The following is a 22,911-nucleotide window of genomic DNA, read 5'->3' on the forward strand; positions in this document are numbered from 1 at the left end:
GCGAACAGCCCTGCGGTTCTTCGGTGTGCTCGTAGACGGCCCACGCATGTACGCGTCGAAGCCTCCTTCACCATGAACGTCCCGGGCCTGCCGTCCTCGCCCGCCTTCCCGAAGCCGACCGCGACCAGATCATCCGGACCGAGCACTTCACCCGCCTCGTCCTCGGCCCCGGAGGCGCCGTGAGGGGCTAACAACTGTTGCGTGATCCATCAGTGAATCTCAGCCTTTCTCAGCTGCTATCTTGATCGCGTGAAGCTTTCCGAGTGGGCGGCACGCAATGGCGTGCACTATCAGACCGCGTGGGCGTGGGCGAAAGAGGGCCGTATGCCGGTCCCGGTCCGCCAGACGCCATCCGGTACATGGCTGGTCGACGAGCCCACCCCGGAGGCGTCCGGACGGGTCGTGGCGTACTGCCGGGTCTCCTCGGCGGACCAGAAAGCGGACCTTGACCGGCAGGTGGCCCGCGTGGTCCAGGCGGCCACAGGGCTGGGCCTTCCGGTCGGGGAAGTGGTGACCGAGGTCGGTCCGGGGCTGAACGGGCGGCGCCGCAAACTGCACCGCTTGTTGTCCGACCCGCAGGCAGCGGTGATCGTGGTCGAGCACCGCGACCGGCTGGCCCGGTTCGGCGTCGAGCACCTCGAAGCGGTGCTGTCGGCGTCCGGGCGGCGCCTGGTCGTCCTCGACCCCACCGAGACCGTCGACGACCTCGTACGGGACATCACCGAGGTGCTCACCTCGATGTGCGCGCGCCTGTACGGGCGGCGGGCGGCGAAGAATCGGGCCGCCCGCGCGGTGGCCGTGGCGACCGGTGAGGCCGCCGAATGAAGAAGTTCCGACCCCAGCCCGGTTTCGTGGTGCAGGCATTCCGGTTCGCTCTGGACCCGAACGCCTCCCAGGAGCACGCGCTGCGCTCGCACTGCGGTGCCGCGCGTGCCGCCTACAACTGGGCTGTCGGCTGGGTCGAGGCGTCGTGGTGGCAGCGCCGCGCGGAGGAGTCGTACGGGATCACCGAGGCGGAGCTGACCGAGTGGCGGCCGTGGTCGCTGCCCGCCCTGCGCAAGGCGTTCGACCAGGCCAAGACGACCGACCCGAGGTTCGCCGCCTGGTGGGAGGAGAACTCCAAGGAGGCGTACTCCACCGGCCTCGCGAACGCGTCGGCCGCGTTCGACAACTACGCGAAGTCCAAACAGGGCAAGCGGCGCGGCAAGCGGGTGGGCACGCCCCGGTTCAAGTCGAAGCGGAAGGCGCGTCTGGCCTGCCGGTTCACCACGGGCACGATCCGCGTGGACACCGACGGCCGGCACGTCACCCTGCCCCGCCTCGGAACGATCCGCACCCACGAACCCACGGTGAAGCTCCTGGCCCACGTCCAGGCCGGGACGGCGCGGGTCCTGTCCGCGGCCGTCCAGCGCGTTCGCGGGCGCTGGTTCGTCTCCTTCCAGGCCGAGGTCAAGCGCGACCTCGAACGCGTGGCGCGCCCGGACACGGCGGTCGGTATCGACCTCGGCGTGAAGACCCTCGCCGTCATGGCCGACTCGACCGGTGAGATCCGGACCGTGCCCAATCCCGGGCACTACGACGCCGCGCGCAAGCAGCTGCGCCGCGCGTCCCGGACCGTGTCCCGCCGTCAAGGCCCCGACCGCAGGACCGGGCGCAAGCCGTCGAAGCGGTGGGAGAAGGCCAACGCCCAGCGGAACAAGACGCATCACCGGGTGGCGAACCTCCGCGAGGACGCCCTGCACAAACTCACCACCAGCGTGGCCGCCGAGTACGGCACGGTCGTGGTCGAGGACCTCAACGTCGCCGGCATGCTGAAGAACCGGCGCCTCGCACGCAGGATCGCCGACGCCGGGTTCGGCGAGATCCGCCGCCTGCTCGACTACAAGACGCGCCAGCGCCACGCCACCCGCCTCGTGGCCGCGAACCGCTGGTACCCCTCCTCGAAGACCTGTTCCGGGTGCGGCGCGGTGAAAGCCAAGCTGCCGCTGCACGTCCGGACCTACGAATGCGACGCCTGCGGCCTGGTCATCGACCGGGACGACAACGCCGCACTCAACCTCGCCGCGCTCGCGGCGGCCTGCACCACTGGTACCGGAGTGGCCGGAGACCAGGACACCGCCCCGGCGGCGTCGAAGCCTCGTGGAGCCGACCGTAAGACCCGCGCCACCCGCACCCGTCGCAAGACGAGGGCGGGGCGGGCAGGTGGCGCAACCCTGCCGCACCAGCGGCAGCAGGAAACGAGAGACCGTACTCAAGCCGAAGCCCTCACGCTTTGGTGATGTGACGGACCTTCCGGGCTGAAACGCCCGGAATGCCGAGAGTCGCTGAGGCTCTGAGTAACGGAACGAGTATCGTGGGAAGGCGACTCTGAGTCCGGCCCCGGCGGATGATCAACAGGAAGGCCACCGCACTCGCGGGGGTCATGCGGGGGCCCTGCACAACCCGGCGACAAAGCAGCCCGAGGAGTAGCAGTGCACCATCTCGCGGCGCCGGCGATGGCGATCTTCCTGCCCGACTCGGGGAGCCTGCCTCCTTGGGTGGGGATCGTCTTGGGCGCCGTGGTCCTCGCGGTGACCGGTCTGCGGGTGTACCGGCTTTGGCGGTCGTGGCGGCGACGCCGCTAGGGGCCGTATTCCGACGCCCCTCCCCCCTGACTCGAAGCGCCGCCGACCGCGCGCACGCCCTGGGGGTGGGTCCGCCCCCGGCCGGGGGGAGCCACGGGTTGGCGTTGAGCCGGGGGCGGAGAGGGCCACAGGGAGGAACCCTCACCCGGACTTCCCGGTGGCTGCCCTGGGCGGACGCAGGGCGCAGCGGGATTCACCCGTGTGAGTGACCTGGCCCGAGGGTGTAGCCTTTCAGGGTTCACATGCGGCGGGGCTCCCCGCCGCCCCCATCGACGCGTTCGGCGTCGACGCGCATCGCGCGCCCCGGCCGGAGGGAGGCGAGAGACATGGACCGTTCTGAAGCTGTTGCGGCCATAGTTGCCCCCGGCCGTGTGCCTTCGTTCCTCTGCGGCGCGCGGTAAGAATTCTCAAGCCACTCTCTGCGGCATCTCCCTGAGCTGCCTTCACTCGTGCGGTCCTGCGTACCGGTCGCAGGGCCGCGCGCCCGTGGACGGGCCTCCTCGCCGGTCGCCAAGACGTCGGCCTGCTCCGAAGTCGCCTCAGCGGCACGCCGACGCCCCGTCCCCCGGCGGGCCCGTCGTCGACCGGTGGAACAGCGGCACTCACTCCTGACCACACGCGAGCAGCCCACGCACGGGCCTGCCCGCACGTCGGCGTGCCCTGCTGCTCGCAGCTGGGGCCTGGCCCGGCACCGCCGTGGCTCACGTCCGCCGTCTTTCCTCTCCTCGACCCTCGACTCCTCCGGCAACCGAAGGAACCCACGTCATGAACCCCCTGACCGAACACGACATCCGCACCTCGTTCGTCAACTGCTCCAAGGGAGAGGCCAAACGCCTCCCCCTGCCCAAGGACCTGGCCGACATCGACCACTGGAGCGACCTGGACTTCCTGGGATGGTGCGACCTGTCGGCGCCCGCCCGCAGCTACCTCGTCGCCGAACGCGAGGGCGTACCGGTCGGCGTGACCCTGCGCTCGTCGTCCACCACCCGCGGATTCCTGCGCCGCAGCATGTGCTCGCTCTGCCTGACGACCCACCCCGGCAGCGGCGTCGCCCTGATGAGCGCCCGCAAGGCGGGGCCGGCCGGCCGGGACGGAAACTCCGTCGGCCTCTACATCTGCACCGACCTCGACTGCCCGCTCTACGTACGGGGCAAGAAGAAGCCCGCACCCGGCGGGCGCATGGAAGAGACCCTCACCGTCGAGCAGCAGATCGACCGCACCCGCGCCAACCTCGACGGGTTCCTGGACCGGCTCTTCAGCTGAGCCGACCCGTCGTCGTGCCGGGCCACCTCGTGAGGCGGCCCGGCACCGTCCGGCCGCATCTCGGTCATGGACCGCACACTTTGGCGCGAATCTGGTCCGTACCAATGTATTGACCACCCCTTATCTCACTACTTGAATCAAGAGGCGACACCTCAACCCCCCACCTCGGTCGGCGCCCCTCCCCGGGCGCCGTACGGAAGGGAGAGCCGTGGTCCGTCCACGCCTGCTCCGCAGATGTCTCCTCGCCGCCGCCCTGTCCGCGGGGCTCGCCGCGTCCCTCGTGTCGGGCCCCGCCCAGGCGGAACCCGATTCCCGTGCCGCCGACGCCGCGGCCGCCGCCGTGACGTTCTCCGACACCTTCGACGGCCCGGCCGGTTCGGCCGTCGACTCCTCGAAGTGGCAGATCGAGACCGGCGACAACGTCAACAACCACGAACGGCAGTACTACACCGCGGGCAACCGGAACGCCTCGCTGAACGGCCAGGGCCAGCTGGTCATCACGGCCCGCAAGGAGAACCCCGCCAACTACCAGTGCTGGTACGGCACCTGCCAGTACACCTCGGCACGCCTCAACACCTCGGGCAAGTTCACGGCGCAGTACGGACATGTCGAGGCCCGGATGAAGGTGCCGCGCGGACAGGGCATGTGGCCGGCCTTCTGGATGCTCGGCACCCCGGTGAACTGGCCGGACTCCGGCGAGATCGACATCATGGAGAACGTCGGTTTCGAACCGTCCACCGTGCACGGCACGATCCACGGCCCCGGTTACTCGGGCGCGGGCGGCATCGGCGCCGGCTACACCCTGCCGGGCGGCCAGGCCTTCGCGGACGGCTTCCACACGTTCGCGGTCGACTGGGCGCCCGACTCGATCACCTGGTCGGTGGACGGCAACGTCTACCAGCGGCGCACCCCGGCCGACCTGGGCGGGAAGCAGTGGGTGTTCAACCGGCCGTACTTCCTGATCCTCAACCTGGCGGTCGGCGGCTACTGGCCCGGCGACCCGGACGCCTCCACGGTCTTCCCGCAGTCGCTGGTGGTGGACCATGTGTCGGTGACGACGAGCGACTCCGGCACCGGCGGCGCGATCCGGGGTCTGGCCGGCAAGTGCGTGGACGTCGCCGCGGCGGGGACCGCCAACGGCACCCCCGTACAGCTCTACGACTGCAACGGCACCGCCGCGCAGCGGTGGACGGTGGGCTCCGACGGCACGGTCCGGGCGCTGGGCAAGTGCCTGGACGTCGACGCGGGCGGCACGGCGGACGGCACGGTGGTCCAGCTGTGGGACTGCAACGGCAGCGCCGCCCAGCGATGGGTCGTCACCGGCGCCGGGGACATCGTCAATCCGCAGGCCGACAAGTGCCTCGACGTCACCGGCAACAACGCGGCCAACGGCACCCGGCTCCAGATCTGGACCTGCTCGGGCGGCGCCAACCAGAAGTGGACGGTCGGCTGAGCCGCCCCGAAGGGCCGGGGCCCGGCTCTCCTAGCGGACCGTCCAGGTGAACTTGTCCCCGCCCACCCAACGGACCACGTCCGGGTCGTCCAGGTCGTGGACCGTGATGCCGAAGGCCGCCGCGGCCTCCAGTACGTCGGTGACGGCCCTGGCCTCACCGACGACCTGGCCGTCGATCTCCACGATCCGGAACGGAGGCGTGCCCGGCTGCACCCGGAGCACGAGGATCCGCGGAGTGCCGATGTGCGGGCTGTCGATTTCGGTCATGAATAGAGGGTAGGCCGCAACGCGCCGGAGCGAGGACTGGACCGGCCCGGGGTGCGGGTCCCAGGGCGCTGGGGAACCCTGGACGTGCACAGGAGGCCGCGGGAGGAGGTGCCGATGGAGCCCGTCGAGGCACTGGAGCGGATCGCGTTCCTCCTGGAGCGGTCCCAGGCGCCCACCTACCGGGTCCGCGCCTTCCGCACCGCCGCCCGGGTGCTCGGCGGGCTGAGCGCCGACGAGCTGCGCGAGCGGGCCGGGTCGCTGGAGTCGATGAAGGGCATCGGCCCCAAGACGGCGCAGGTGGCACGCGAGGCGCTGGCCGGGCGGACACCCGGCTACCTGGAGAAGCTGGAGAGCGAGCCTCAGGCCCCGCGCGCGCAGGGCGGCGAGGCGCTGCGGGAGCTGCTGCGCGGCGACTGCCACCTGCACTCCGACTGGTCCGACGGCGGCAGCCCGATCGAGGAGATGGGCCGCACCGCCGCCGCGCTCGGCCACGCGTGGGCTGCGCTGACCGACCACTCGCCGCGGCTGACGGTGGCGCGCGGGCTCTCCCCCGAGCGGTTGCGCGAGCAGCTGGACGTGGTGGCCCGGCTGAACGAGACCTGGGCGCCGTTCCGGCTGCTGACCGGCATCGAGTGCGACATCCTCGAGGACGGTTCACTGGACCAGGAGCCGGAGCTGCTGGAACGGCTCGACGTGGTGGTGGTGTCCGTGCACTCCAAGCTGCGGATGGACGCCCGCGCCATGACCCGCCGCATGGTGAAGGCCGTGCGCGACCCGCACGCGGACGTCCTCGGGCACTGCACCGGGCGGCTGCTGAGCGGGCGGGGCCGGCCCGAGTCGGAGTTCGACGCGGACGAGGTGTTCGCCGCCTGCGCGGAGTCCGGCACCGCCGTGGAGATCAACAGCCGGCCCGAGCGCCTCGATCCCCCGCGGCGGCTGCTGCGCCGGGCGGTGGCTGCGGGCGTGCTGTTCTCGGTCGACACCGACGCGCACGCGCCGGGCCAGCTGGACTGGCAGATCAACGGGTGCGCGCGGGCGGAGGAGTGCGGGGTGCCGCCCGAACGGGTGGTCACCACCTGGTCCCTGGACGAGGTGCTGGCCTGGACCCGGGAGGGCCTTGCACCGTCCGGCGTGGGCGGCGGATGACGTGGTACCCGCCGGGCGGCCGGTGACCACCGCCGGCCGGAGAGTGAGGGCGCATGGACCGCGCTGCGGTGTTCGACGTCGACGGGACCCTCGTCGACACCAATCATCTGCACGTCGTCTCCTGGTGGGAGGCGTTCCGGCAGGCGGGGCACGAGGTGCCGATGCACGCGGTGCTCCGGGCCGTCGGGCTGCCCTCCTCGGACCTCGTGGGGCGGCTGCTGGGCGAGGACCGGGACAGGGACCGGGACGCGGAGCTGAGCGCCGCGCACAAGGCGCTCTACGGGCAGTACTTCGACCGCCTGCCCGCGCTGCCGGACGCCGGGAGGCTGCTGCGCCGCCTGGCCGGCGACGGCTGGACGGTGGTGCTCGCCACCTCCGCCGGCGGACCGGAGCTGGGTGCGCTGCGGCGGGCGATCGACGCGGACGACGCGATCGCGGCCACCGCGAGCGCGGACGACGTGGAGGCGGGCAAACCGTCGCCGGAGCCGGTCGAGCACGCCTTGGAGCTGGCCGGGGTGCCCGCGGAGCGGGCCGTCTTCGTGGGCGACACGGTGTGGGACATGCGCGCCGGCAGCCGCGCCGGGGTGCGCTGCGTCGCGGTGCTGTGCGGCGGTCTGCCGCGAGCCGACCTGGAGGAGGCGGGCGCCGACGCGGTCTACGCCGATCCGGCCGAACTGCTGGCTTCCCTGGAGCGGAGCCCGCTCGCCTGAGCGGCCCTGCCGTGACACACCTCACCCCGGGGAGGGCCGGACGGCGGAACACCGGGCGCCCCCGTCCCGTTGTAGAGGGCGTGGGTACGGATGGGACAGTGTCCCCGGGCCTCACCTTTTGCCCACAGGGACGATCGTTCGGCTGAAGCCCTGTGGAGCCTTTCGCCGAGAGGCGACCGCCATCCGTACCCGCCTCAGAGCCGCCCCGGCCGTGATTCCCCCGTCGCGGTCGGGGCTTCCCTCTGTCCACCCTCTGTCCACGCGCCGCTCCCGCGTGCCTTTCCGGCGCGCTGGGTACCCGGTGACCTCGTGCGGCGAACGGCTGAGAGGAGCGCAGGGTGAGCGGCGGAGCGGGCAGCAGGATCGTGGTCACGGGTGCCACCGGCAACGTGGGCACCAGCGTGGTGAGGCTTCTGTCGGAGGATCCGGAGGTGGGGTCCGTCCTGGGGCTGGCCCGGCGGATCCCCGGGTGGTCGCCGCAGCGGACGGAGTGGGCCGCCGTCGACCTGGCCTCGGACCGGGCCGACCTCGCCGCGCACTTCGCGGGGGCGGACGCGGTGGTGCACCTGGCCTGGGCCTTCCAGCCGACGCACGATCCCGCGACGACCTGGCGCACCAACGTTCTGGGCTCCATCCGGGTCTTCGAGGCGGTGGCCGCCGCCGGGGTGCCGGCGCTGGTGCACGCCTCGTCGGTGGGGGCGTACTCACCCGGGCCGAAGGACCGCGCGGTGGACGAGTCGTGGCCGACCCACGGCTGGCCGGACGCCGCGTACTGCCGGGAGAAGGCCTACCTGGAACGCACCCTGGACATCTTCGAGCGGGACCACCCGGGGACCAGGGTGGTGCGGATGCGTCCCGCGTTCCTGTTCAAGCGGGAGTCGGCCAGTGAGCAGCGCCGGATCTTCGGCGGCAGGTTCCTGCCGGGCCCGGCGGCACGCCCCGGGGCGCTGCCCTTCCTGCCGGACGTCCCCGGTCTGCGGGTGCAGGCGCTGCACACCGACGACGCCGCACACGCCTACCGGCTCGCGGTGCGCTCCGAGGACGCGCGGGGTGCCTACAACCTCGCGGCGGAGCCCGTCGTGGACGCGAAGGTGCTGGGCGAGATGTTCGGCGCGCGGCCGGTGCGGCTGCCCCGGACCGCGGCCCGTTCGGCCGTCGCCGCCGCGTGGGGGCTGCGGCTGCTGCCGGCGTCGCCGCACCTGTTCGACGCGGTGCTGCGGCTGCCGCTGATGGACTGTACGCGGGCGCGGGTGGAGCTGGGCTGGCGCGCGACGCGTTCGGCCACGGAGGTGCTGGAGGAGTTCCTGGACGGCCTGCGCGAGGGCGCGGGCGCGGACACGGCACCGATGCGGGGACGCAAGGTCGGCTGAGTGGCCCGCGCCCGCCCCCGTGGGGCGCGGCGCGCTTCAGGGGGCGGGCACCCGGCCCGCCCCCTGATCCGCCTTCTGGCCCCTTTGATCCGCCTGTGTGCGCGCCGTCAGCCGGAGGACTCGTCGGGCACCGGGTGCTCGGGGTGGACGGCGGCCGAGTGCGGGGCGCCCTGGCGGCCGGTTCCGGCCTCGTCCGTGTCGGGGACGTCCTCGGCGGGTTCGGCCGCGTCCTCGCCACTGTCCTCGCCGCCGGTCCCGGTGTCCTCTTCGTGGTCCGCCGCGTCCGCCGGGTCGCCCTGCAGCTGCTCGCGCTGCTCGCGGGTGGGCGCCGCGGCCTCCCACGGGTCGTCGCCGGTCCCGGCTTGCTGGTCCGGCAGGTCCCGGGGAACGGGGGTGCCGTTCTCGCCCGGACCCTCCTGGCGGTGGTCGGTCACTGCGCGCTCCTTCCGGTGGTGCTCGTGCACGTCCGACCGCACCGGGTACCCCGCGCCACCTCGCGCAATCTCACTGCGGCGCCCGCTCCTCCAGCGCCGTGCGCCAGGCGGGGACCGGGTATTCGGGTGCCGGCTCGGGGCGGCGGCCGCCGCGCGCGAAGAAGTCGGCCAGGGGCAGGATCGCGGCGCCCACGGTGACGGCGTCCGGGCCGAGCCGCCCCAGGTCGACCGTCACCTTCTGGGCCGGGTGGCGCAGCGCGTACGACACGGCGTGGCGACGGACGGCGGGCAGGAAGCGGGTGCCGAGCTGGAGGCCGGCCCAGCCGCCGATGAGGATGCGCTCGGGCTGGAAGAGGTTGATCAGGTCGGACAGCCCGGCGCCCAGGTACTCGGCGGTCTCCTCCAGGACGGCGAGCGCGACCGGGTCGGCCGCCTCGCCCCGCGGCGGATAGGCGGCGGCGAGCATGGTGGTCAGGGCGGTCTCCTCGTCGGCGCCCCCGGGCACCGCGCCGCCCTCCTCCCGCCAGCGGGCCAGCAGCGACTCGGCGCCCGCGTACGCCTCCAGGCAGCCGAGCGCGCCGCAGCGGCAGCGGCGTCCCCTGACCCGGACCGTCAGATGCCCCCATTCGACCGCCCGGCCCTGCTCGACCTCGGGCGTGACGAGGCTGGCGCCGACGCCGGAGCCGAAGAGGACGACGACGGCGTTGCGGGCACCGCGTCCGGCGCCGAACCACATCTCGGCCTGGCCGAGGGTCTTGGCGCCGTTGTCGATGAAATGGGGAACGGTGTCGGGCAGCGGGGACCCGGCGCGCAGCAGGGCCTCCAGCGGGACCGCGTCCCAGCCGATGGTCTGACCGTGCACCACGGCGCCGCGGTCCTGGGTGTGTTCGACGATGCCGGGGACGCCGATCCCGGCGCCGAGCAGCCGCTCGGGCGGGAGACCGGCCGCGGCCAGCACCTCGGCGATGCCGTCGCGGATGTGGCCGACGATGACCTCGACGTCGTAGCCCTGCTGTGTCAGCGGGCGTTCGGCGCGGGCGAGTTCGGTGAGCGTCAGGTCGAACAGTTCGACGCGCACCCGGGTCTCGCCGACGTCCACGCCGATCATGTGGCCGCTGGCGGGGGCCACCCGCAGCAGGGTGCGGGGCCTGCCGCCGTCGGAGTCGACGCTGCCGGCCTCCTCCACCAGGCCGTCGGCGACGAGGTCGGCGACGACGTTGCTGACGGAGCCGGAGCTGAGTCCGGTCGCCGGGCCCAGTTCGAAGCGGCTGAGCGGCCCGTCGAAGTACAGCCGCTGGAGTACGGCCGTACGGTTGGCCCTTCTCAGGTCGCGCACCGTGCGCCCGTTCCGCCCCGCCATGTGGCTCCTTCCGTACCGTGCCCGGTGTGCAACATACCTCTGACGTGCGACAGTACGCGACTTCCCTCTGCCCTTAATTCATGCTATGAAATCCCGCTCGCCGAAATGCGGTCGCTCTTCCCCCATCGACTATCTACGCTAGGCGGAAACCTAGGGCCTCTAGGTTTGGCCATCCAGGTTCCCACTCCGGCACCCGAAGGGGAGGCTCCCCATGAGAGCACTCGTCGAGCAGGACATCCGCACCTCTTTCATCAACTGCTCCAAGGGAGAGGCCAAGCGCCTGCCCCTCCCGCGCGATCTCGGCGAACGCCCCTGGGACGATCTCGACTTCCTCGGCTGGCGCGATCCCGGGGCACCCGACCGCAGCTATCTGGTCGCCGACCTGGACGGACGGCTGACCGGCCTGTCGCTGCGGTTCCAGCAAGGCCGGGCCGGCTACTTCCAGCGCAGCCTGTGCGCGCTGTGCCTGACCACCCATCCCCGGGGCGGCGTGTCACTGATGACGGCGCGCAGGGCCGGGGCGGCCGGACGCGAGGGCAACTCGGTCGGCCTGTACATGTGCACCGACCTCGCCTGCTCGCTGTACCTGCGGGGCAGGAAGGTGTCGCAGAGCGGCGCCCGTTTCGAGGAGAGCCTCACCCTGGAGGAACAGGTCGAGCGGACGCTGGGCAATCTGTCCGCCTTCCTCGCCAAGGTGACCGGCTGACCTACGGCGCGTGGAACCATCCCCGCCCCCTTTGTCCGGTTACCGTCCTGTCCGGAACACGTTCGAGGCGCCCGGGGAAGGGAACAGCCCGAGGATGCGTGATGTACGGGAGGCCGCGAAGTCGGCTCTGCGGCGGGTGAAGTGGCTCAGGGACCCCGTGGTCGTGCAGGCCCTGCGTTCGGCCGCCGCGGCCTCGATCGCCTATGTCATCGCGGTGCGGCTGACTCCGGACAAGTCGGCGGCACCGCTCACCGCGCCCCTGACCGCGCTCCTGGTCGTCCAGGTCACGCTGTACGCCACGCTCAAGATGAGCATTCGCAGGGTGAACGCCGTGGTGGCCGGTGTGCTGATCGCCATCGCCTTCAGCCAGTTGGTCGGACTGAGCTGGTGGAGCCTGGCCCTGCTGATCGTGGCGGCGCTGGGCGCCGGGCACCTGGTGCGGGCGCACGAGTTCACGGCCGAGGTGGCGATCAGCGCGATGCTGGTGCTCGGCGTGACCTCGCACGGCAGCCTCGCGTGGGCCCGGGTGGTGGAGACGCTGATCGGAGCGATCGTCGGACTGGCCTTCAACCTGGTCCTCGCCCCTCCGGTGTGGGTGGAGCAGGCGGGCGAGTCCATCGAGGAACTGGCCCGGCGGGTGCGCCAGCTGATGCTGCGTATGGGCGAGGAGGCCGCCGACAGCACGCCGTTCCACGAGGCGGCGGCCCGGCTGCACGAGGCGCGCCGGCTGGACCACGACATCGGGGAGGTGGACGAGGACCTGCGGCAGGCCGAGGACAGTCTGCGGTTCAACCCCCGGGTGCGCGAGGGACTGCTGCACCGGGTGGTGCTGCGCACCGGACTGGACACGCTGGAGATCTGCACGGTGGTCATGCGGGTCCTCGCCCGCAGCTTCACCGACCTCGCGAAGGAACGTGAACCCGAGCCCCTGTTCCCACCGGAGACGGGCGCCACCATCCAGCAGTTGCTGTCCGAGATCGCCGACGCCGTGGTGAGCTTCGCGGTGCTGGTCACCACCAGCGCCAGCGAGAACGCCGAGTCCGCGGAGGAACGCCTCTCCAGCGAGCTGCGCCAGGCCGCGGCCACCCGCGACCGGCTGGCCGAACTGCTCCTGGAGGAGGTCAGGCGCGACTCCCGGCAGTGGCAGCTGCATGGCGCGGTGCTGGCCGAGGTCGACCGGATCATCGACGAGATGGACACCGAGCACCGCTCGCGACGGCTCCTGGAGGAGCTGGACCGGCACACGCGCGAGCTGCGTGAACGCATGCCCCGGCTGACCCGGCTGCGGGACCGGGGACGGGCGGTGCTGCGGAAGCGGAACCGCGGCGGCGCCGCGCGGCGTTCCCCTTGAGGAAGAGCGGACGACGACGAGGGGGCGTACGGATGACCGACACCAGCGTGCGGATCGACGGGAACCGGCTGCTGCTGCCGGGCGGGGCCGCGGTGCGGTTCATCCGCACCCTGCGGCTGCCCGAGCAGGGCACCCACCCGCTGCCGCCCGGGCTCGGCGAGTTCCCGCTCCGCCGCGTCGCCGACTACGCCGGCACGGTCCCCGAGTCCTGGCAGGCCCGCGGCGGCGTGATGCTGCCGGTGTACCTGCGGGAGGCCATGTGGCTGAGTTTCGCGGGCACGCGGGAGCCCACCGCGCTCCAGGTCGGGGTGGGCAAGGTGTGCGCGGTCTCGGGCAGGCCCTGGAGCGGCCGGCTCTCCCGCGATCCGCAGAACTACGTGGTCCTGCCGCGCCAGCCCTGGCTGGACGGCATCAACTCCGGGACGGGCACGGTCCGGCAGTTCGTGGCGGTGCCGCTCGGCATGGGGGCGACCGTCGAGGGCCAGGTCACCGGCGAGGAGGTCTGGGGCGGGGTCCAGTTGCAGGACTTCCGTCTCAACGACCGGGAACGGGAGCGGTGGCGGGAGGCGGAGCGGCGGCGCGCCGAGTTCGCTCGCCGGGCGGCCCCTCCCGGTGGCGCCTTCGGGGCGGCCATGCCGGCTCCGGCCGCCCCCGGCGCGGCCGCCGCCTACGGGGGCGCGGCCCGGTCCCGGTCCGCGCCCGCGATGGGGCTGGGCGTCGGCGGTTCCATGCGCCAGGAGGTGTACCGGGACGAACGGCCGCTGGAGCACTGGGCCGACAGCCCGGCGGGCCGGGTCTTCGTGCACCTGGTGACGCCGCCTCAGTGGCGGCGCGTCACGGGCGAGGAGCCGCCGCCGTCCCCGGTGGACCGGGCCGCGTACACACAGGCGGGCCTGCCCTGGTACGACTACTACGACCAGGACGCCCACGACCTCGACCCCACCGAGCCGCTGCGGGACGTCAAGCCGGTCGGCGAGTGGCTCGGGGACGACCACGAGCCGTGGCAGGCACCGGGGCAGCAGCAGGTCCGGCCGTTGAAGGACGCGCAGGGCAGGCCGGTGGAGGACGGGGACTGGTAGGAGGCGGCAGGCCGGTGGGAGAGCCAAGGGGAGCGATGCGAGGAGCGGATGCGTGAGCGGTGACGGCTGGAGCAGGCGGCGATTGGTCGGGCTGCTCGCCCGGACGGCCGGCGCGGCGTCGGTGCTGCCCGTCGCGGCGGGGTGCGGCGGCGCGCAGGAACCGCCGTCACCGGCGTCCTCCCCGACACCCACGGCGCCGGGCGCGAGCGCGGGCGCCGCGGGCAGGCAGGGCGACTCCACCGGCCCGCGCCCGCTGTACATCGGCACGTACACCTCGGCCGAGGGCGGCGGCAAGGGCGTCGGCCTCGCCGAGTACGACCCCCGCACCGGGCGGATCACCGGCCGTGGCGTTCTCACCGGCGTCGGCGATCCCTCGTATCTCGCGGCGCATCCCGACGGGCGCACCCTGTACGCGGTGAGCGAGCGCGAGGAGGGAGCGGTCACCGCCGTCCGGCTGTCCGACCGGAAGGTGCTGGGCAGCCGGAGCAGCGGAGGCGCCGCGCCCTGTCATCTGTCCGTGCATCCGGGCGGGCGCTGGCTGCTCAGCGCCAACTACGGTTCGGGCAGCGTCGCGGTGCACCCGATCGACGCCTCGGGCGCGCTCGGGGAGCGTACCGACCTGGTGACCCACTCCACTCCCCCGCCCGGCCCCGGGCAGCAGGGGCCGCACGCGCACCAGATCGTCACCGCTCCCGACGGTGGCCATGTCCTCGCGGTGGACCTCGGCACGGACACCGTGTACACCTACCGGCTGGACGAGGCGTCGGGCAGGCTCACCGAGGTCGCGCGGGCCCGGACCCGGCCGGGTGCCGGACCCCGCCACCTCACCTTCCACCCCGGCGGCCGCCACGCCTACCTCGCCAACGAGGTCGACGACTCGGTCGCGGTCTGCGCCTACGACCCCGACACGGGCCGCCTCACCATCGGCGAGGCGCAGTCCACGGGCACGGGGTCCGGCACCAATCACCCGGCGCAGATCCTGGTGACGGCCGACGGCTCGCACGCCTTCCTCGCCAACCGGGGGCACAACAGCCTCACGCGCTACGCGGTGGAGGCGGACGGCGCCCGGCTGCGGCTGCTCGGCACGGTGCCGGTGGGCGGCGACTTCCCGCGGCAGACCGCCTTCTCCCCCGACGGCGGGCTGCTCTTCGCGGCGAACCAGCGATCCGGCACCGTCAGCGTCTTCCGCGTCTCCGAAGGCGGTGAGCTGCGCGCCGCCGGGGAGCCGTTCGCCTCACCCGTCGCCGTCTGTGCGCTGCCGCTGTAGGGCCCGGGGGCAGGAGGCGGCGCTCGCCTGCGACAGCAGCACGTGCACCCGCTCCGTGAGCTGCCCGATGTCGTCGGCCGGCGCGTGGAAGGGCAGGCGTACGTCGCCGTGGGAGCGGGCGCGCTCGATGCGCAGGGTCAGTCCGTGCCGGTCGACGGCGAGCGGCCGCACCCGGACCGCGCCGTGCAGGCTGTCGGCCTCGACGAGCCGGGTCAGCCGCTCCACCGCGTCGCCGTGGCAGTCGGCGAGGTGGGTCAGCAGCCGGGCCTCGGCCAGCGCCAGCGGGTCGGGCTCGGCGGCGGCGAACTCGTCGAGGTCGACCACCACCGCACCGGACGGCCGCCGCAGCACCACACGCGTGGGCCGGAACGCCAAGTGCCCGTCCGCCACGGCGAACCACCCGGCGAGCCAGAGCCGGGCCCTGATCCGGCCCCGCACCGGGACGGGCGCCACGTCGGCGAACTCCAGCACGGCGGACGGCTCTCCGCGCGGCGCGCAGATCGCCGCCCCGAGCAGGGCGCTGTCCTCGGGCACGTGCAGGAACACCTGGCCGTCGTCGCCGACCGTGTGCGCGCCGACGAACTCCTCGCGGCCGCCTTCCGCGGTCACCGCGCAGGACCAGGCGGCGGCGAGCACGGAGCGGGCCTGCTCCGCCGCGGCAGGCGCGGCCGTCCAGGCGTGGCTGTCACCCATCCTCAACCTCCGTCATCAATTCATTAGGTAAGGCTCACCTAACCTATCGGAGTTCGCGGCGTGCGCCAACCAGGACGCGTGATCTTTGCTGGACCTTTTCAGCTTTCCGGACGGCACACTTCAGCGGCCCGGGGGCGCGTTCCGCAGTGCAACGCGGACACTCAGGGGGCGATGGCGCCGAGCAGCGCCCGGGCGCACAGGTCGCGCACCTGCTCCCGGGCGGGCTCCGGGTCCCGCAGCCACTCCAGGCAGACCGCGGTGGTGAACGCCAGCCAGCCGCGCACCGCGAGCCGCACGTCGCCGCGCTCCTCGAAGGCCGGGCCGAACTCCGGGTCGGCGGCCAGGGCCGCGAGGATCTGCCGCTCCTGCGCGGCGAGCGCCTGCCGGTAGACCCGGCGCACGGCCTGGTCGCCGGTCGCGTCGGCGCGATGGAAGGCGCGGTAGCCGTGCGCGTGGGCGCGGACGTACTCCAGGTACGCGTCGAGCCCCGCGGCGAGCTGCTCGCGGACCGGCACCCCCGGCACGGCCGCCGTCATCCGCAGCATGCGCTCGCTCTCGCGCTCGACGACCGCGGCGAAGAAGTCCCGCTTGTTCGGGAAGTAGTGGTACAGCAATCCGCGGGAGACCCCGGCGATCTCGGCGACCTGCTCGATCCAGACCTCGTCGTACGGGCTCTCCGAGAACAGCCGCGCCCCCACCGACAGCAACTGCTCCCGGCGCTCGCCGGTGCTGAGCCGGCGGCGTGTGCGCTCGCCCTGTTTCGCGGCCATGCCCGCACCTTACTTGACGCCGGTTCAACAACGGGACGAGACTGGGAGCCGCTATTGAATCCATGTATAACACGCTTTCGCCAGGTGGGCAACACGCCGCCGTGTCAAGGGAGATCGCGCATGGCCCGGACGACTGACGAGACGGCCCGGGACGGCCTGCCGAAGGGCTTCCGCAGCGCCGAGCTGGGCTGGCCCGAACTGCGCCGCATACCCCGCCCGCCGTACCGCGTCCCTCTGCTGGGGGACGTGATCGGGGCGAGCCGGCGCACGCCGATGCAGGACTCGCTGCGGTACGCGCGGCGGCTGGGGCCGATCTTCCGGCGGCGGGCCTTCGGCAAGGAGTTCGTCTTCGTGTGGGGCGCCGCGCTCGCCGCCGACCTGGCGGACGAGTCGCGCTTCGCCAAGCACGTGGGGCTCGGCGTGGCCAACCTGCGGCCGGTGGCCGGGGACGGCCTGTTCACGGCGTACAACCACGAGCCCAACTGGCAGCTCGCGCACGACGTGCTGGCGCCCGGCTTCAGCCGCGAGGCCATGGCCGGGTACCACGTGATGATGCTGGACGTGGCCTCGCGGCTCACCGACCACTGGGACCGGGCCCGGGCCGCGGGACGGGCGGTGGACGTGCCCGGTGACATGACCAAGCTGACGCTGGAGACCATCGCGCGCACCGGGTTCGGGCACGACTTCGGGTCCTTCGAGCGCTCCCGCCCGCACCCCTTCGTCTCCGCGATGGTGGGCACGCTCACCTACGCGCAGCGCCTCAACACGGTGCCCGCGCCGCTCGCCCCCTGGCTGCTGCGCGACGCGAGCCGCCGCAACGCCGCCGACATCGCCCACCTCAACCGCACCGTGGACGACCTCGTCCGCGAACGCCGGGCCGCGGCGGGCGGCGAGGGCGACCTGCTCGACCGGATGCTGGAGACGGCCCATCCCGTCACCGGTGAGCGGCTGTCGGCGGAGAACGTCCGCCGGCAGGTCATCACCTTCCTGGTCGCCGGGCACGAGACCACCTCGGGCGCGCTTTCCTTCGCCCTGCACTACCTCGCCCAGCACCCCGACGTCGCCGCCCGGGTCCGGGACGAGGTGGACCGCGTCTGGGGCGGCACCGAGGCACCCGGCTACGAGCAAGTGGCCAGGCTGCGCTACACGCGCCGGGTGCTGGACGAGTCGCTGCGGCTGTGGCCGACCGCCCCCGCCTTCGCGCGGGAGGCCCGCGAGGACACGGTGCTGGGCGGCGCGTACCCGATGCGGCGCGGGGCGTGGGCCCTGGTGCTCACCGGGATGCTGCACCGCGACCCCGGCGTGTGGGGCCCGGACGCCGAGAGCTTCGACCCGGACCGCTTCGACGCGAAGGCCGTACGGTCGCGCGCCCCGCACACCTTCAAGCCGTTCGGGACGGGGGCGCGGGCCTGCATAGGGCGGCAGTTCGCGCTGCACGAGGCGACGCTGATCCTGGGTCTGCTGCTGCGCCGCTACGAGCTGCGGCCCGAGCCCGGTTACCGGCTGCGGGTGACCGAGCGGCTGACGCTGATGCCGGAGGGGCTGCGGCTGCGACTGGAGCGGCGCACCCCGTCCGGCGGTCCCGGCCCGGCGCCGGAGGACGGCGCCCGCACCGCGGACACCGGGGCCGCCGGGGACGCCGCGTCAGCGGCCCGCTGTCCAGTGCACCGGGCGGGTGACTGAGCCGGGCAGCCGGGTACCGGCACCGCCGCGGGCCGCGGTGAGCTGCGGCTGGGTCAGGAAGAAGGCTCCCGTCAGGTCCGCGTCCGTCAGGTCGGCGTCGCGCAGGTCCGCGCCGATCAGGTCGGCGCCCCGCAGGTCCGCACCGGTGAGGTCGGCGGCGATGAGGTAGGCGCCGCGCAGATCGGCCCCGGCGAGGTCGGCGCCCCTGAGGCGGGCGCCCATCAGGTCGGCGTTGCGGCGGTTCTTCTTGCGGCCGCGGGTGCCGGACCGCACCAGTTCGCTGGTGCGGAGCAGGAGCGCGTTGACCCGCTGCCGGTGCGCGGCGACGTCGAGGGCCGCCAGTTCCCCGGGGGTCCCGGCGGTGAGCCGCTCGGTGTCGGCCAGGGCGCGGCGCAGGTCGGGGTGGACCGGGCGGGCGGCGGGCAGGGTGAGCGCCTCGGTCAGGTACCAGAGCAGTTCGTGCAGTTGGCGGACGACCGGGAAGACGTCGAAGACGAGGCGGGCGTGCTCCGGGGGGCCGGTGCGCCAGTCCTGTCCGCCGAAGGTGACCTGCGAGACCTGCTGCCCGGCGCCGAAGCAGTCGTAGACCGTGCAGCCGGTGAAGCCGCGGTCCCGCAGCTCGGCGTGGATGCCGCAGCGGTGGTCGGTGCCGAGGTTCGGGCAGGGCTTACCCGCGTCCTTGTCGATGGCGAAGTCCGCCGAGCGGGCGAAGGGGAGTGCCACGCAGCACAGACCGAAGCACTGCCCGCAGTCGGCGCGCAGCGCGGCCCGGTCCACCGTGTGTTCTCGCATGTCATCGAGGATACGGGCCGTCGGCATGCCCTCGTGCCGACGGCTCCCGGCCCCGGTCATGCATCGAGCGCGGACAGGTCGAGGCGGGCCAGCCGCTCGGGGTCGGACAGGATGTACAGGCCGGTGATGAGTCCGTCGACGACGGTGACGTAGGTGACCGACAGCGGACGTCCCTCGGAGACGGCGACGGTGCCCACCGCGCCGTTGACCAGGACGAGGCGGGCCGCCCCCGCGAGGTGGCGGAAGTGGAAGGCGCCGGTGGCGACCGTCCGGGCGCCGGTGGCGACCTTGGACGCGGCCGGGCCCCGGGCCAGCGCACCCGCGTCGGCGCGCAGCACCACGTCCGGGTGGAGCACGGACACCAGCGCCTCGAAGTCGCCGGCGCGGCTCGCGGCGAGGAACGCCTCGACCGCCCGGCGCTGCCGCCCCAGGTCCGGGTCGGCGGCGGGGGTGGCGTCCCGCACCCGGCGCCGGGCCCGGCTGGCCAGCTGCCGGGTGGCGGCCGGGCTGCGCTCGACGATCCGCGCGATGTCGTCGAAGGGCACGGCGAACATGTCGTGCAGCACGAACGCCAGCCGCTCGGCCGGTTCCAGGGTCTCCAGCACCACGAGCAGGGCGATGCCCACCGAGTCGGTGTGCAGGGCCTCCTGCTCCGGGTCGGCCTGCGGCAGCGACCGCACCACGGGGTCAGGCACGAAGGTGTCGAAGCCCTCGGCCATCGGCTCCTCGCGGCGCGCGGTCCGGGAGCGCAGCAGGTCCAGGCAGACCCGCCCGGTCACCGTGGTCAGCCAGGCGCCCAGGTTGTCGATGCGGTCCGCGCCGGTGCGGTCGAGGCGCAGCCACGCCTCCTGCACGGCGTCCTCCGCCTCGGCCGCCGAACCGAGCATGCGGTAGGCGACCGCCTTCAGCTGCCCCCGGTGCTCCTCGAACCGCTCGGCGAGGCGCCCCTGCCCCGGCTCGCCCCACTCCCCCGCCATGCCGCTACCGCCCGAAGACTTCGAAGGTCACCGCTGGCTTTCCGCCGAACCGCTCCCCCGCGGACTGGGCGAAGCCCGTGAGGAAGCCGCGCACGTACGTCTCCGGGTCCTCCTCGGTCAGCACCTCGATGTACGTCCGGTGTTCGAGCAGCGAGCGCACCGCGCGCTCCAGTCCCGGCGTGGCGTCCACGGCGTGCGTGGGCGAGGCGGAACCGGCGACCGCCACCCAGCGCACGCCGTCCCAGGGTTCGAGGCCCTGCTCGGTCAGCTCGGGGAAGATCCACCGGTTGCCCGCGTCGGACGCCGCGTCCAGCGTGGCCCGGCCGACGGCGATGTGGTCCGGGGTGTTCCAGGCGACGCCGCCCCAGGTGTCCCGGTGGTTGAGGGTGATGACCAGCTCGGGCCGGTGCCGGCGGATCGCGGCGGCGATGTCGCGGCGCAGCGCGAGGCCGTACTCGATGACACCGTCCCGGTGGTCGAGGAACTCCACCTCGCTCACGCCGACGACCGCGGCGCTCGCCCGCTGCTCCCGTTCGCGCAGCGGGGCGCACTCGGCGGGCGCCATGGTGTCGATGCCCGCCTCGCCCCGGGTGGCGAGCACGTAGGCGACCTCCCGGCCCTCGTCGGTCCAGCCGGCGATCGCCGCGGAGCAGCCGTACTCCAGGTCGTCCGGGTGGGCGACGACGGCGAGGGCTCGGCTCCAGTCGCCGGGCATGGGCTCCAGTTGCGTGATCGTCGGCTCCGTCATGCCCGCACACTAACCCGCGCCACCGACATCCCACCCGCTCATTCGGCCGCGCTCCGGTCAGGCCTCGTCGCGGGCCAGCGCGAGCAGCCGGTCCAGGACGCGGGGGCCGCCGGCCCGCACGCCGTCGTGCTCGAACTCGTCGGTCACCCAGGTGCGCAGTCCGCGGATCGCGCGGGCGGTGGTCAGGGCGTGGGCGGTGTCGACGTACATGTCGTCGTGGTAGACGGCCGCGGCGGCCGGTACCTCGTTGGCGGCGAGGCGGGCGGGGTCGTACAAGGGCGTCCAGTCGGTGCGGGCGGCGAGCAGGCTGGCGGTCTCGCGCAGCGGGCGCAGCGCCGGGTCGCAGTCGAACATCCAGGGGTGGACCGACTCGCCCGTGAACATCAGCGGTTCGTCGCCGGCGAGTGCCTTGGCGGCGTCGAAGCGGGGGAACTCGGCGCGGACCCGCTCGGCCGACCAGTCGGTGGGGCGGGCGTCCTGGCCGTAGATGGCCTCGTGGACGAGGGCGTACAGCGGGTGGCCGGCGTACGACAGCAGGCCCTGCGCCTGTTCCTGGAAGTCGTCGGAGAGTTCGGGTCCGCCCGGGGTGCGGACGAAGGCGTCCTCCAGGAGGAAGTGCAGGCGGTGGGTGCCCTCGCTGCCGCCGAGCAGGATGCCGAGGGACTGGAAGGCCTCGACGGTCAGCCGGTAGCCGCCCGGCAGGACCACGTCGTGGGTGAGCAGGTGGTCGGCGATGCGGCGGGCGCGTTCGACGTCCTGCGGGTAGCGGGCGTAGTGCGCGGCGACCTTGCGTTCGATGCGGGGGTAGGCGGCCCGGTAGATGTCGTCGGCGTGGGCGTCCAGGGAGGGCAGGCCGCCGGTGATCAGGGCGGTGCTCAGGCCCTCGGGGGCGAGCGACAGGTAGGCGACGGTGCAGAAGCCGCCGAAGCTCTGGCCGAGGACGGTCCAGGGGGCGCCGCCGGTGACCTGGGGGCGGATGGCCTCGCAGTCGCGGACGATGGCGTCGGCGCGGAAGTGGGTGAGGTAGTCGGCCTGCTCGGCCGGGCCGCCGCGCAGCGGGAGGGTCTGGCGGTTGGCGGGCGTGGAGGCTCCGGTGCCGCGCTGGTCGAGCAGCAGGACGCGGAACTCCTTCAGGGCTCGGCCGAGCCAGGCGGGGCGGCCGATGAAACGGTTCGCCCCGAAGCCGGGACCGCCCTGGAGGTAGACCAGCCACGGAAGGTCCTGGTGCGCCTTGTCGCTCGCGACGGCCTCGCGCGCGTACAGCTCGATCGTCTCCCCGGAGGGGTCGCGGTGGTCGAGGGGCACGGTGAAACGGCGGTCGGTGAGGACGACTCCTGGCTGGCGGTAGCTGACGCTCAACGGGGCTCCCGGGACGACGGACGTGACGGTCGGATTTCTCGGCCGTGTCCCAGTTCAGCACACGGTCTTCCGGCGGCGGACCCCCGGGATCATGAAATCCTTCCTGCGGCCGGTCAGCGGACGGCGAGGCTGGAGCGCCGCACCACCAGTTCGGGCTGGAGCACCACCCTGCGGTGCGGGTGGGTCCGGTCGGTGCCGTCCAGCTCCGTCTCCTCCAGGAGCAGCTCGGCCGCCATCGCGCCCATGGTGACGGCGGGCTGGCGCACGGAGGTGAGCGGGACGGCCGCCGCGGCGGCGAACTCGATGTCGTCGTAGCCGACGATCGCGAGGTCGTCGGGGACGCTCACCCCGGCCGCATACAGGGCCTGGAGGACGCCCAGGGCGAGCAGGTCGTTGGCGCAGAAGACGGCGGTCGGCCGGTCGGCGAGCCCGAGCAGGCGGGCGCCGGCGTCGCGCCCGGCGGAGACGTCGAGGCGTTCGGTGGGCAGTTCGCGCAGCGCGTCGGGGCCGAGGCCGGCCTCGGCGAGCGCGGCGAGGGCGCCGGTACGGCGGTCGCGCACCTGGTTGAGTCCCGGCGGGCCGCTGACGTAGGCGATGGAGCGGTGGCCGGCGTCCACCAGGTGGCGCACGGCCAGCGCGCCGCCGGCGACGTCGTCGACGGAGACCGAGCACTCGGTGGTGCCCTCGGCGACCCGGTCGACGAGCACGAAGGGGATGTTGTGGCGCCGGAAGCCCTCGATGTTGCGGCCGGTGGCGTCGGCGGGGGTGAGCAGGACGCCCCGGACCCGCTGCTCGGCGAAGAGCGAGAGGTACTCGGCCTCCTCGCCGGGGTTCTGTGCGCTGTTGCAGACCATCACGC

At 73.5% G+C, this 22,911-nt stretch carries 22 protein-coding genes; 12 read left to right on the forward strand and 10 right to left on the reverse strand.

Annotated elements, in window-relative coordinates:
* Positions 1 to 249: 249 nt before the first annotated feature.
* From ACFW01_RS22365 to ACFW01_RS22380, 4 genes are all read left to right on the forward strand, one after another.
* The gene (locus ACFW01_RS22365) at positions 250 to 825 is read left to right on the forward strand and encodes an IS607 family transposase (RefSeq protein WP_384505895.1); all 576 of its coding nucleotides are present in this window, start codon (positions 250 to 252) and stop codon (positions 823 to 825) included.
* Positions 822 to 2,279 (forward strand): IS607 family element RNA-guided endonuclease TnpB, encoded by a 1,458-nt coding sequence (gene tnpB / locus ACFW01_RS22370; protein ID WP_384505898.1) that lies wholly within the window; start codon positions 822 to 824, stop codon positions 2,277 to 2,279. Before ACFW01_RS22365 ends, tnpB begins: the two co-directional genes overlap by 4 nt.
* Positions 2,280 to 3,389: 1,110 nt before the next feature.
* Positions 3,390 to 3,887, forward strand: a complete 498-nt coding sequence (locus tag ACFW01_RS22375; protein ID WP_234955844.1) for an FBP domain-containing protein — start codon at positions 3,390 to 3,392, stop codon at positions 3,885 to 3,887.
* Between the two features lie 208 nt (positions 3,888 to 4,095).
* The gene (locus ACFW01_RS22380) at positions 4,096 to 5,340 is read left to right on the forward strand and encodes a lectin (protein ID WP_384505901.1); all 1,245 of its coding nucleotides are present in this window, start codon (positions 4,096 to 4,098) and stop codon (positions 5,338 to 5,340) included.
* 30 nt (positions 5,341 to 5,370) lie between these two features.
* Here ACFW01_RS22380 and ACFW01_RS22385 read toward each other — a convergent pair whose 3' ends face one another.
* A complete protein-coding gene (locus tag ACFW01_RS22385; protein WP_234955840.1) occupies positions 5,371 to 5,607 on the reverse strand; it encodes a hypothetical protein in 237 nt (78 codons plus the stop codon).
* A 114-nt stretch (positions 5,608 to 5,721) separates the two neighbouring features.
* Here ACFW01_RS22385 and ACFW01_RS22390 point away from each other — a divergent pair, with 114 nt between their 5' ends.
* The 3 genes from ACFW01_RS22390 (at position 5,722) to ACFW01_RS22400 (ending at position 8,833) form a co-directional block, all read left to right on the forward strand.
* Positions 5,722 to 6,753, forward strand: coding sequence for a PHP domain-containing protein (locus ACFW01_RS22390; RefSeq protein WP_384505904.1), 1,032 nt, complete (start codon positions 5,722 to 5,724; stop codon positions 6,751 to 6,753).
* A 53-nt stretch (positions 6,754 to 6,806) separates the two neighbouring features.
* The gene (locus tag ACFW01_RS22395; RefSeq protein ID WP_384505907.1) at positions 6,807 to 7,463 is read left to right on the forward strand and encodes an HAD family hydrolase; all 657 of its coding nucleotides are present in this window, start codon (positions 6,807 to 6,809) and stop codon (positions 7,461 to 7,463) included.
* A 338-nt stretch (positions 7,464 to 7,801) separates the two neighbouring features.
* Positions 7,802 to 8,833: an SDR family oxidoreductase gene (locus ACFW01_RS22400; protein WP_384505910.1), complete on the forward strand. Its 1,032-nt coding sequence runs from the start codon at positions 7,802 to 7,804 to the stop codon at positions 8,831 to 8,833.
* 107 nt (positions 8,834 to 8,940) lie between these two features.
* On the opposite strand, the gene ACFW01_RS22405 is transcribed toward ACFW01_RS22400, so the two are convergent.
* Both ACFW01_RS22405 and ACFW01_RS22410 read right to left on the reverse strand, forming a co-directional pair.
* A complete protein-coding gene (locus ACFW01_RS22405) occupies positions 8,941 to 9,267 on the reverse strand; it encodes a hypothetical protein (protein WP_384505913.1) in 327 nt (108 codons plus the stop codon).
* 70 nt (positions 9,268 to 9,337) lie between these two features.
* Entirely contained in the window at positions 9,338 to 10,627 is a 1,290-nt protein-coding gene (locus ACFW01_RS22410) for an ROK family transcriptional regulator (RefSeq protein ID WP_234955831.1), read from the reverse strand.
* A gap of 211 nt (positions 10,628 to 10,838) precedes the next feature.
* Between ACFW01_RS22410 and ACFW01_RS22415 the strand changes: the two genes are divergently transcribed.
* The 4 genes from ACFW01_RS22415 to ACFW01_RS22430 all read left to right on the forward strand — a co-directional run bounded on the left by ACFW01_RS22415 (position 10,839) and on the right by ACFW01_RS22430 (position 15,030).
* Positions 10,839 to 11,333: an FBP domain-containing protein gene (locus ACFW01_RS22415; RefSeq protein WP_234955829.1), complete on the forward strand. Its 495-nt coding sequence runs from the start codon at positions 10,839 to 10,841 to the stop codon at positions 11,331 to 11,333.
* Positions 11,334 to 11,427: 94 nt separating this feature from the next.
* The gene (locus ACFW01_RS22420; protein ID WP_384505918.1) at positions 11,428 to 12,684 is read left to right on the forward strand and encodes an aromatic acid exporter family protein; all 1,257 of its coding nucleotides are present in this window, start codon (positions 11,428 to 11,430) and stop codon (positions 12,682 to 12,684) included.
* Positions 12,685 to 12,716: 32 nt separating this feature from the next.
* Positions 12,717 to 13,763 carry a hypothetical protein gene (locus tag ACFW01_RS22425; RefSeq protein WP_384505921.1) on the forward strand — a complete coding sequence of 349 codons (1,047 nt, stop codon included), beginning with the start codon at positions 12,717 to 12,719 and terminating at the stop codon, positions 13,761 to 13,763.
* A gap of 52 nt (positions 13,764 to 13,815) precedes the next feature.
* Positions 13,816 to 15,030, forward strand: a complete 1,215-nt coding sequence (locus tag ACFW01_RS22430) for a lactonase family protein (protein WP_384505924.1) — start codon at positions 13,816 to 13,818, stop codon at positions 15,028 to 15,030.
* Here ACFW01_RS22430 and ACFW01_RS22435 read toward each other — a convergent pair.
* Both ACFW01_RS22435 and ACFW01_RS22440 read right to left on the reverse strand, forming a co-directional pair.
* A complete protein-coding gene (locus ACFW01_RS22435; RefSeq protein ID WP_161329244.1) occupies positions 14,998 to 15,723 on the reverse strand; it encodes a DUF2470 domain-containing protein in 726 nt (241 codons plus the stop codon). The genes ACFW01_RS22430 and ACFW01_RS22435 overlap by 33 nt on opposite strands.
* Positions 15,724 to 15,884: 161 nt before the next feature.
* Complete coding sequence (locus ACFW01_RS22440; protein WP_384505927.1) at positions 15,885 to 16,493, reverse strand: TetR/AcrR family transcriptional regulator; 609 nt, start codon at positions 16,491 to 16,493, stop codon at positions 15,885 to 15,887.
* Between the two features lie 120 nt (positions 16,494 to 16,613).
* On the opposite strand from ACFW01_RS22440, the gene ACFW01_RS22445 reads away from it, so the two are divergent.
* The gene (locus ACFW01_RS22445) at positions 16,614 to 18,176 is read left to right on the forward strand and encodes a cytochrome P450 (protein ID WP_384505930.1); all 1,563 of its coding nucleotides are present in this window, start codon (positions 16,614 to 16,616) and stop codon (positions 18,174 to 18,176) included.
* Here ACFW01_RS22445 and ACFW01_RS22450 read toward each other — a convergent pair.
* The 5 genes from ACFW01_RS22450 to ACFW01_RS22470 all read right to left on the reverse strand — a co-directional run.
* Complete coding sequence (locus tag ACFW01_RS22450; protein WP_384505932.1) at positions 18,138 to 18,968, reverse strand: pentapeptide repeat-containing protein; 831 nt, start codon at positions 18,966 to 18,968, stop codon at positions 18,138 to 18,140. The genes ACFW01_RS22445 and ACFW01_RS22450 overlap by 39 nt on opposite strands.
* A 56-nt stretch (positions 18,969 to 19,024) precedes the next feature.
* Positions 19,025 to 19,945: an RNA polymerase sigma factor SigJ gene (gene sigJ / locus ACFW01_RS22455; protein WP_384505935.1), complete on the reverse strand. Its 921-nt coding sequence runs from the start codon at positions 19,943 to 19,945 to the stop codon at positions 19,025 to 19,027.
* A 4-nt stretch (positions 19,946 to 19,949) separates the two neighbouring features.
* On the reverse strand, positions 19,950 to 20,693 hold the full coding sequence (locus ACFW01_RS22460; protein ID WP_384505938.1) for a PIG-L deacetylase family protein: 744 nt from the start codon (positions 20,691 to 20,693) through the stop codon (positions 19,950 to 19,952).
* Positions 20,694 to 20,750: 57 nt separating this feature from the next.
* Positions 20,751 to 22,052 carry an alpha/beta fold hydrolase gene (locus tag ACFW01_RS22465; RefSeq protein WP_384505941.1) on the reverse strand — a complete coding sequence of 434 codons (1,302 nt, stop codon included), beginning with the start codon at positions 22,050 to 22,052 and terminating at the stop codon, positions 20,751 to 20,753.
* 113 nt (positions 22,053 to 22,165) lie between these two features.
* On the reverse strand, positions 22,166 to 22,911 hold a 746-nt coding region (locus ACFW01_RS22470; protein WP_384505944.1), incomplete at its 5' end, for a substrate-binding domain-containing protein.

Source organism: Streptomyces sp. NPDC058985 (genome assembly GCF_042740985.1).
Classification (GTDB): domain Bacteria; phylum Actinomycetota; class Actinomycetes; order Streptomycetales; family Streptomycetaceae; genus Streptomyces.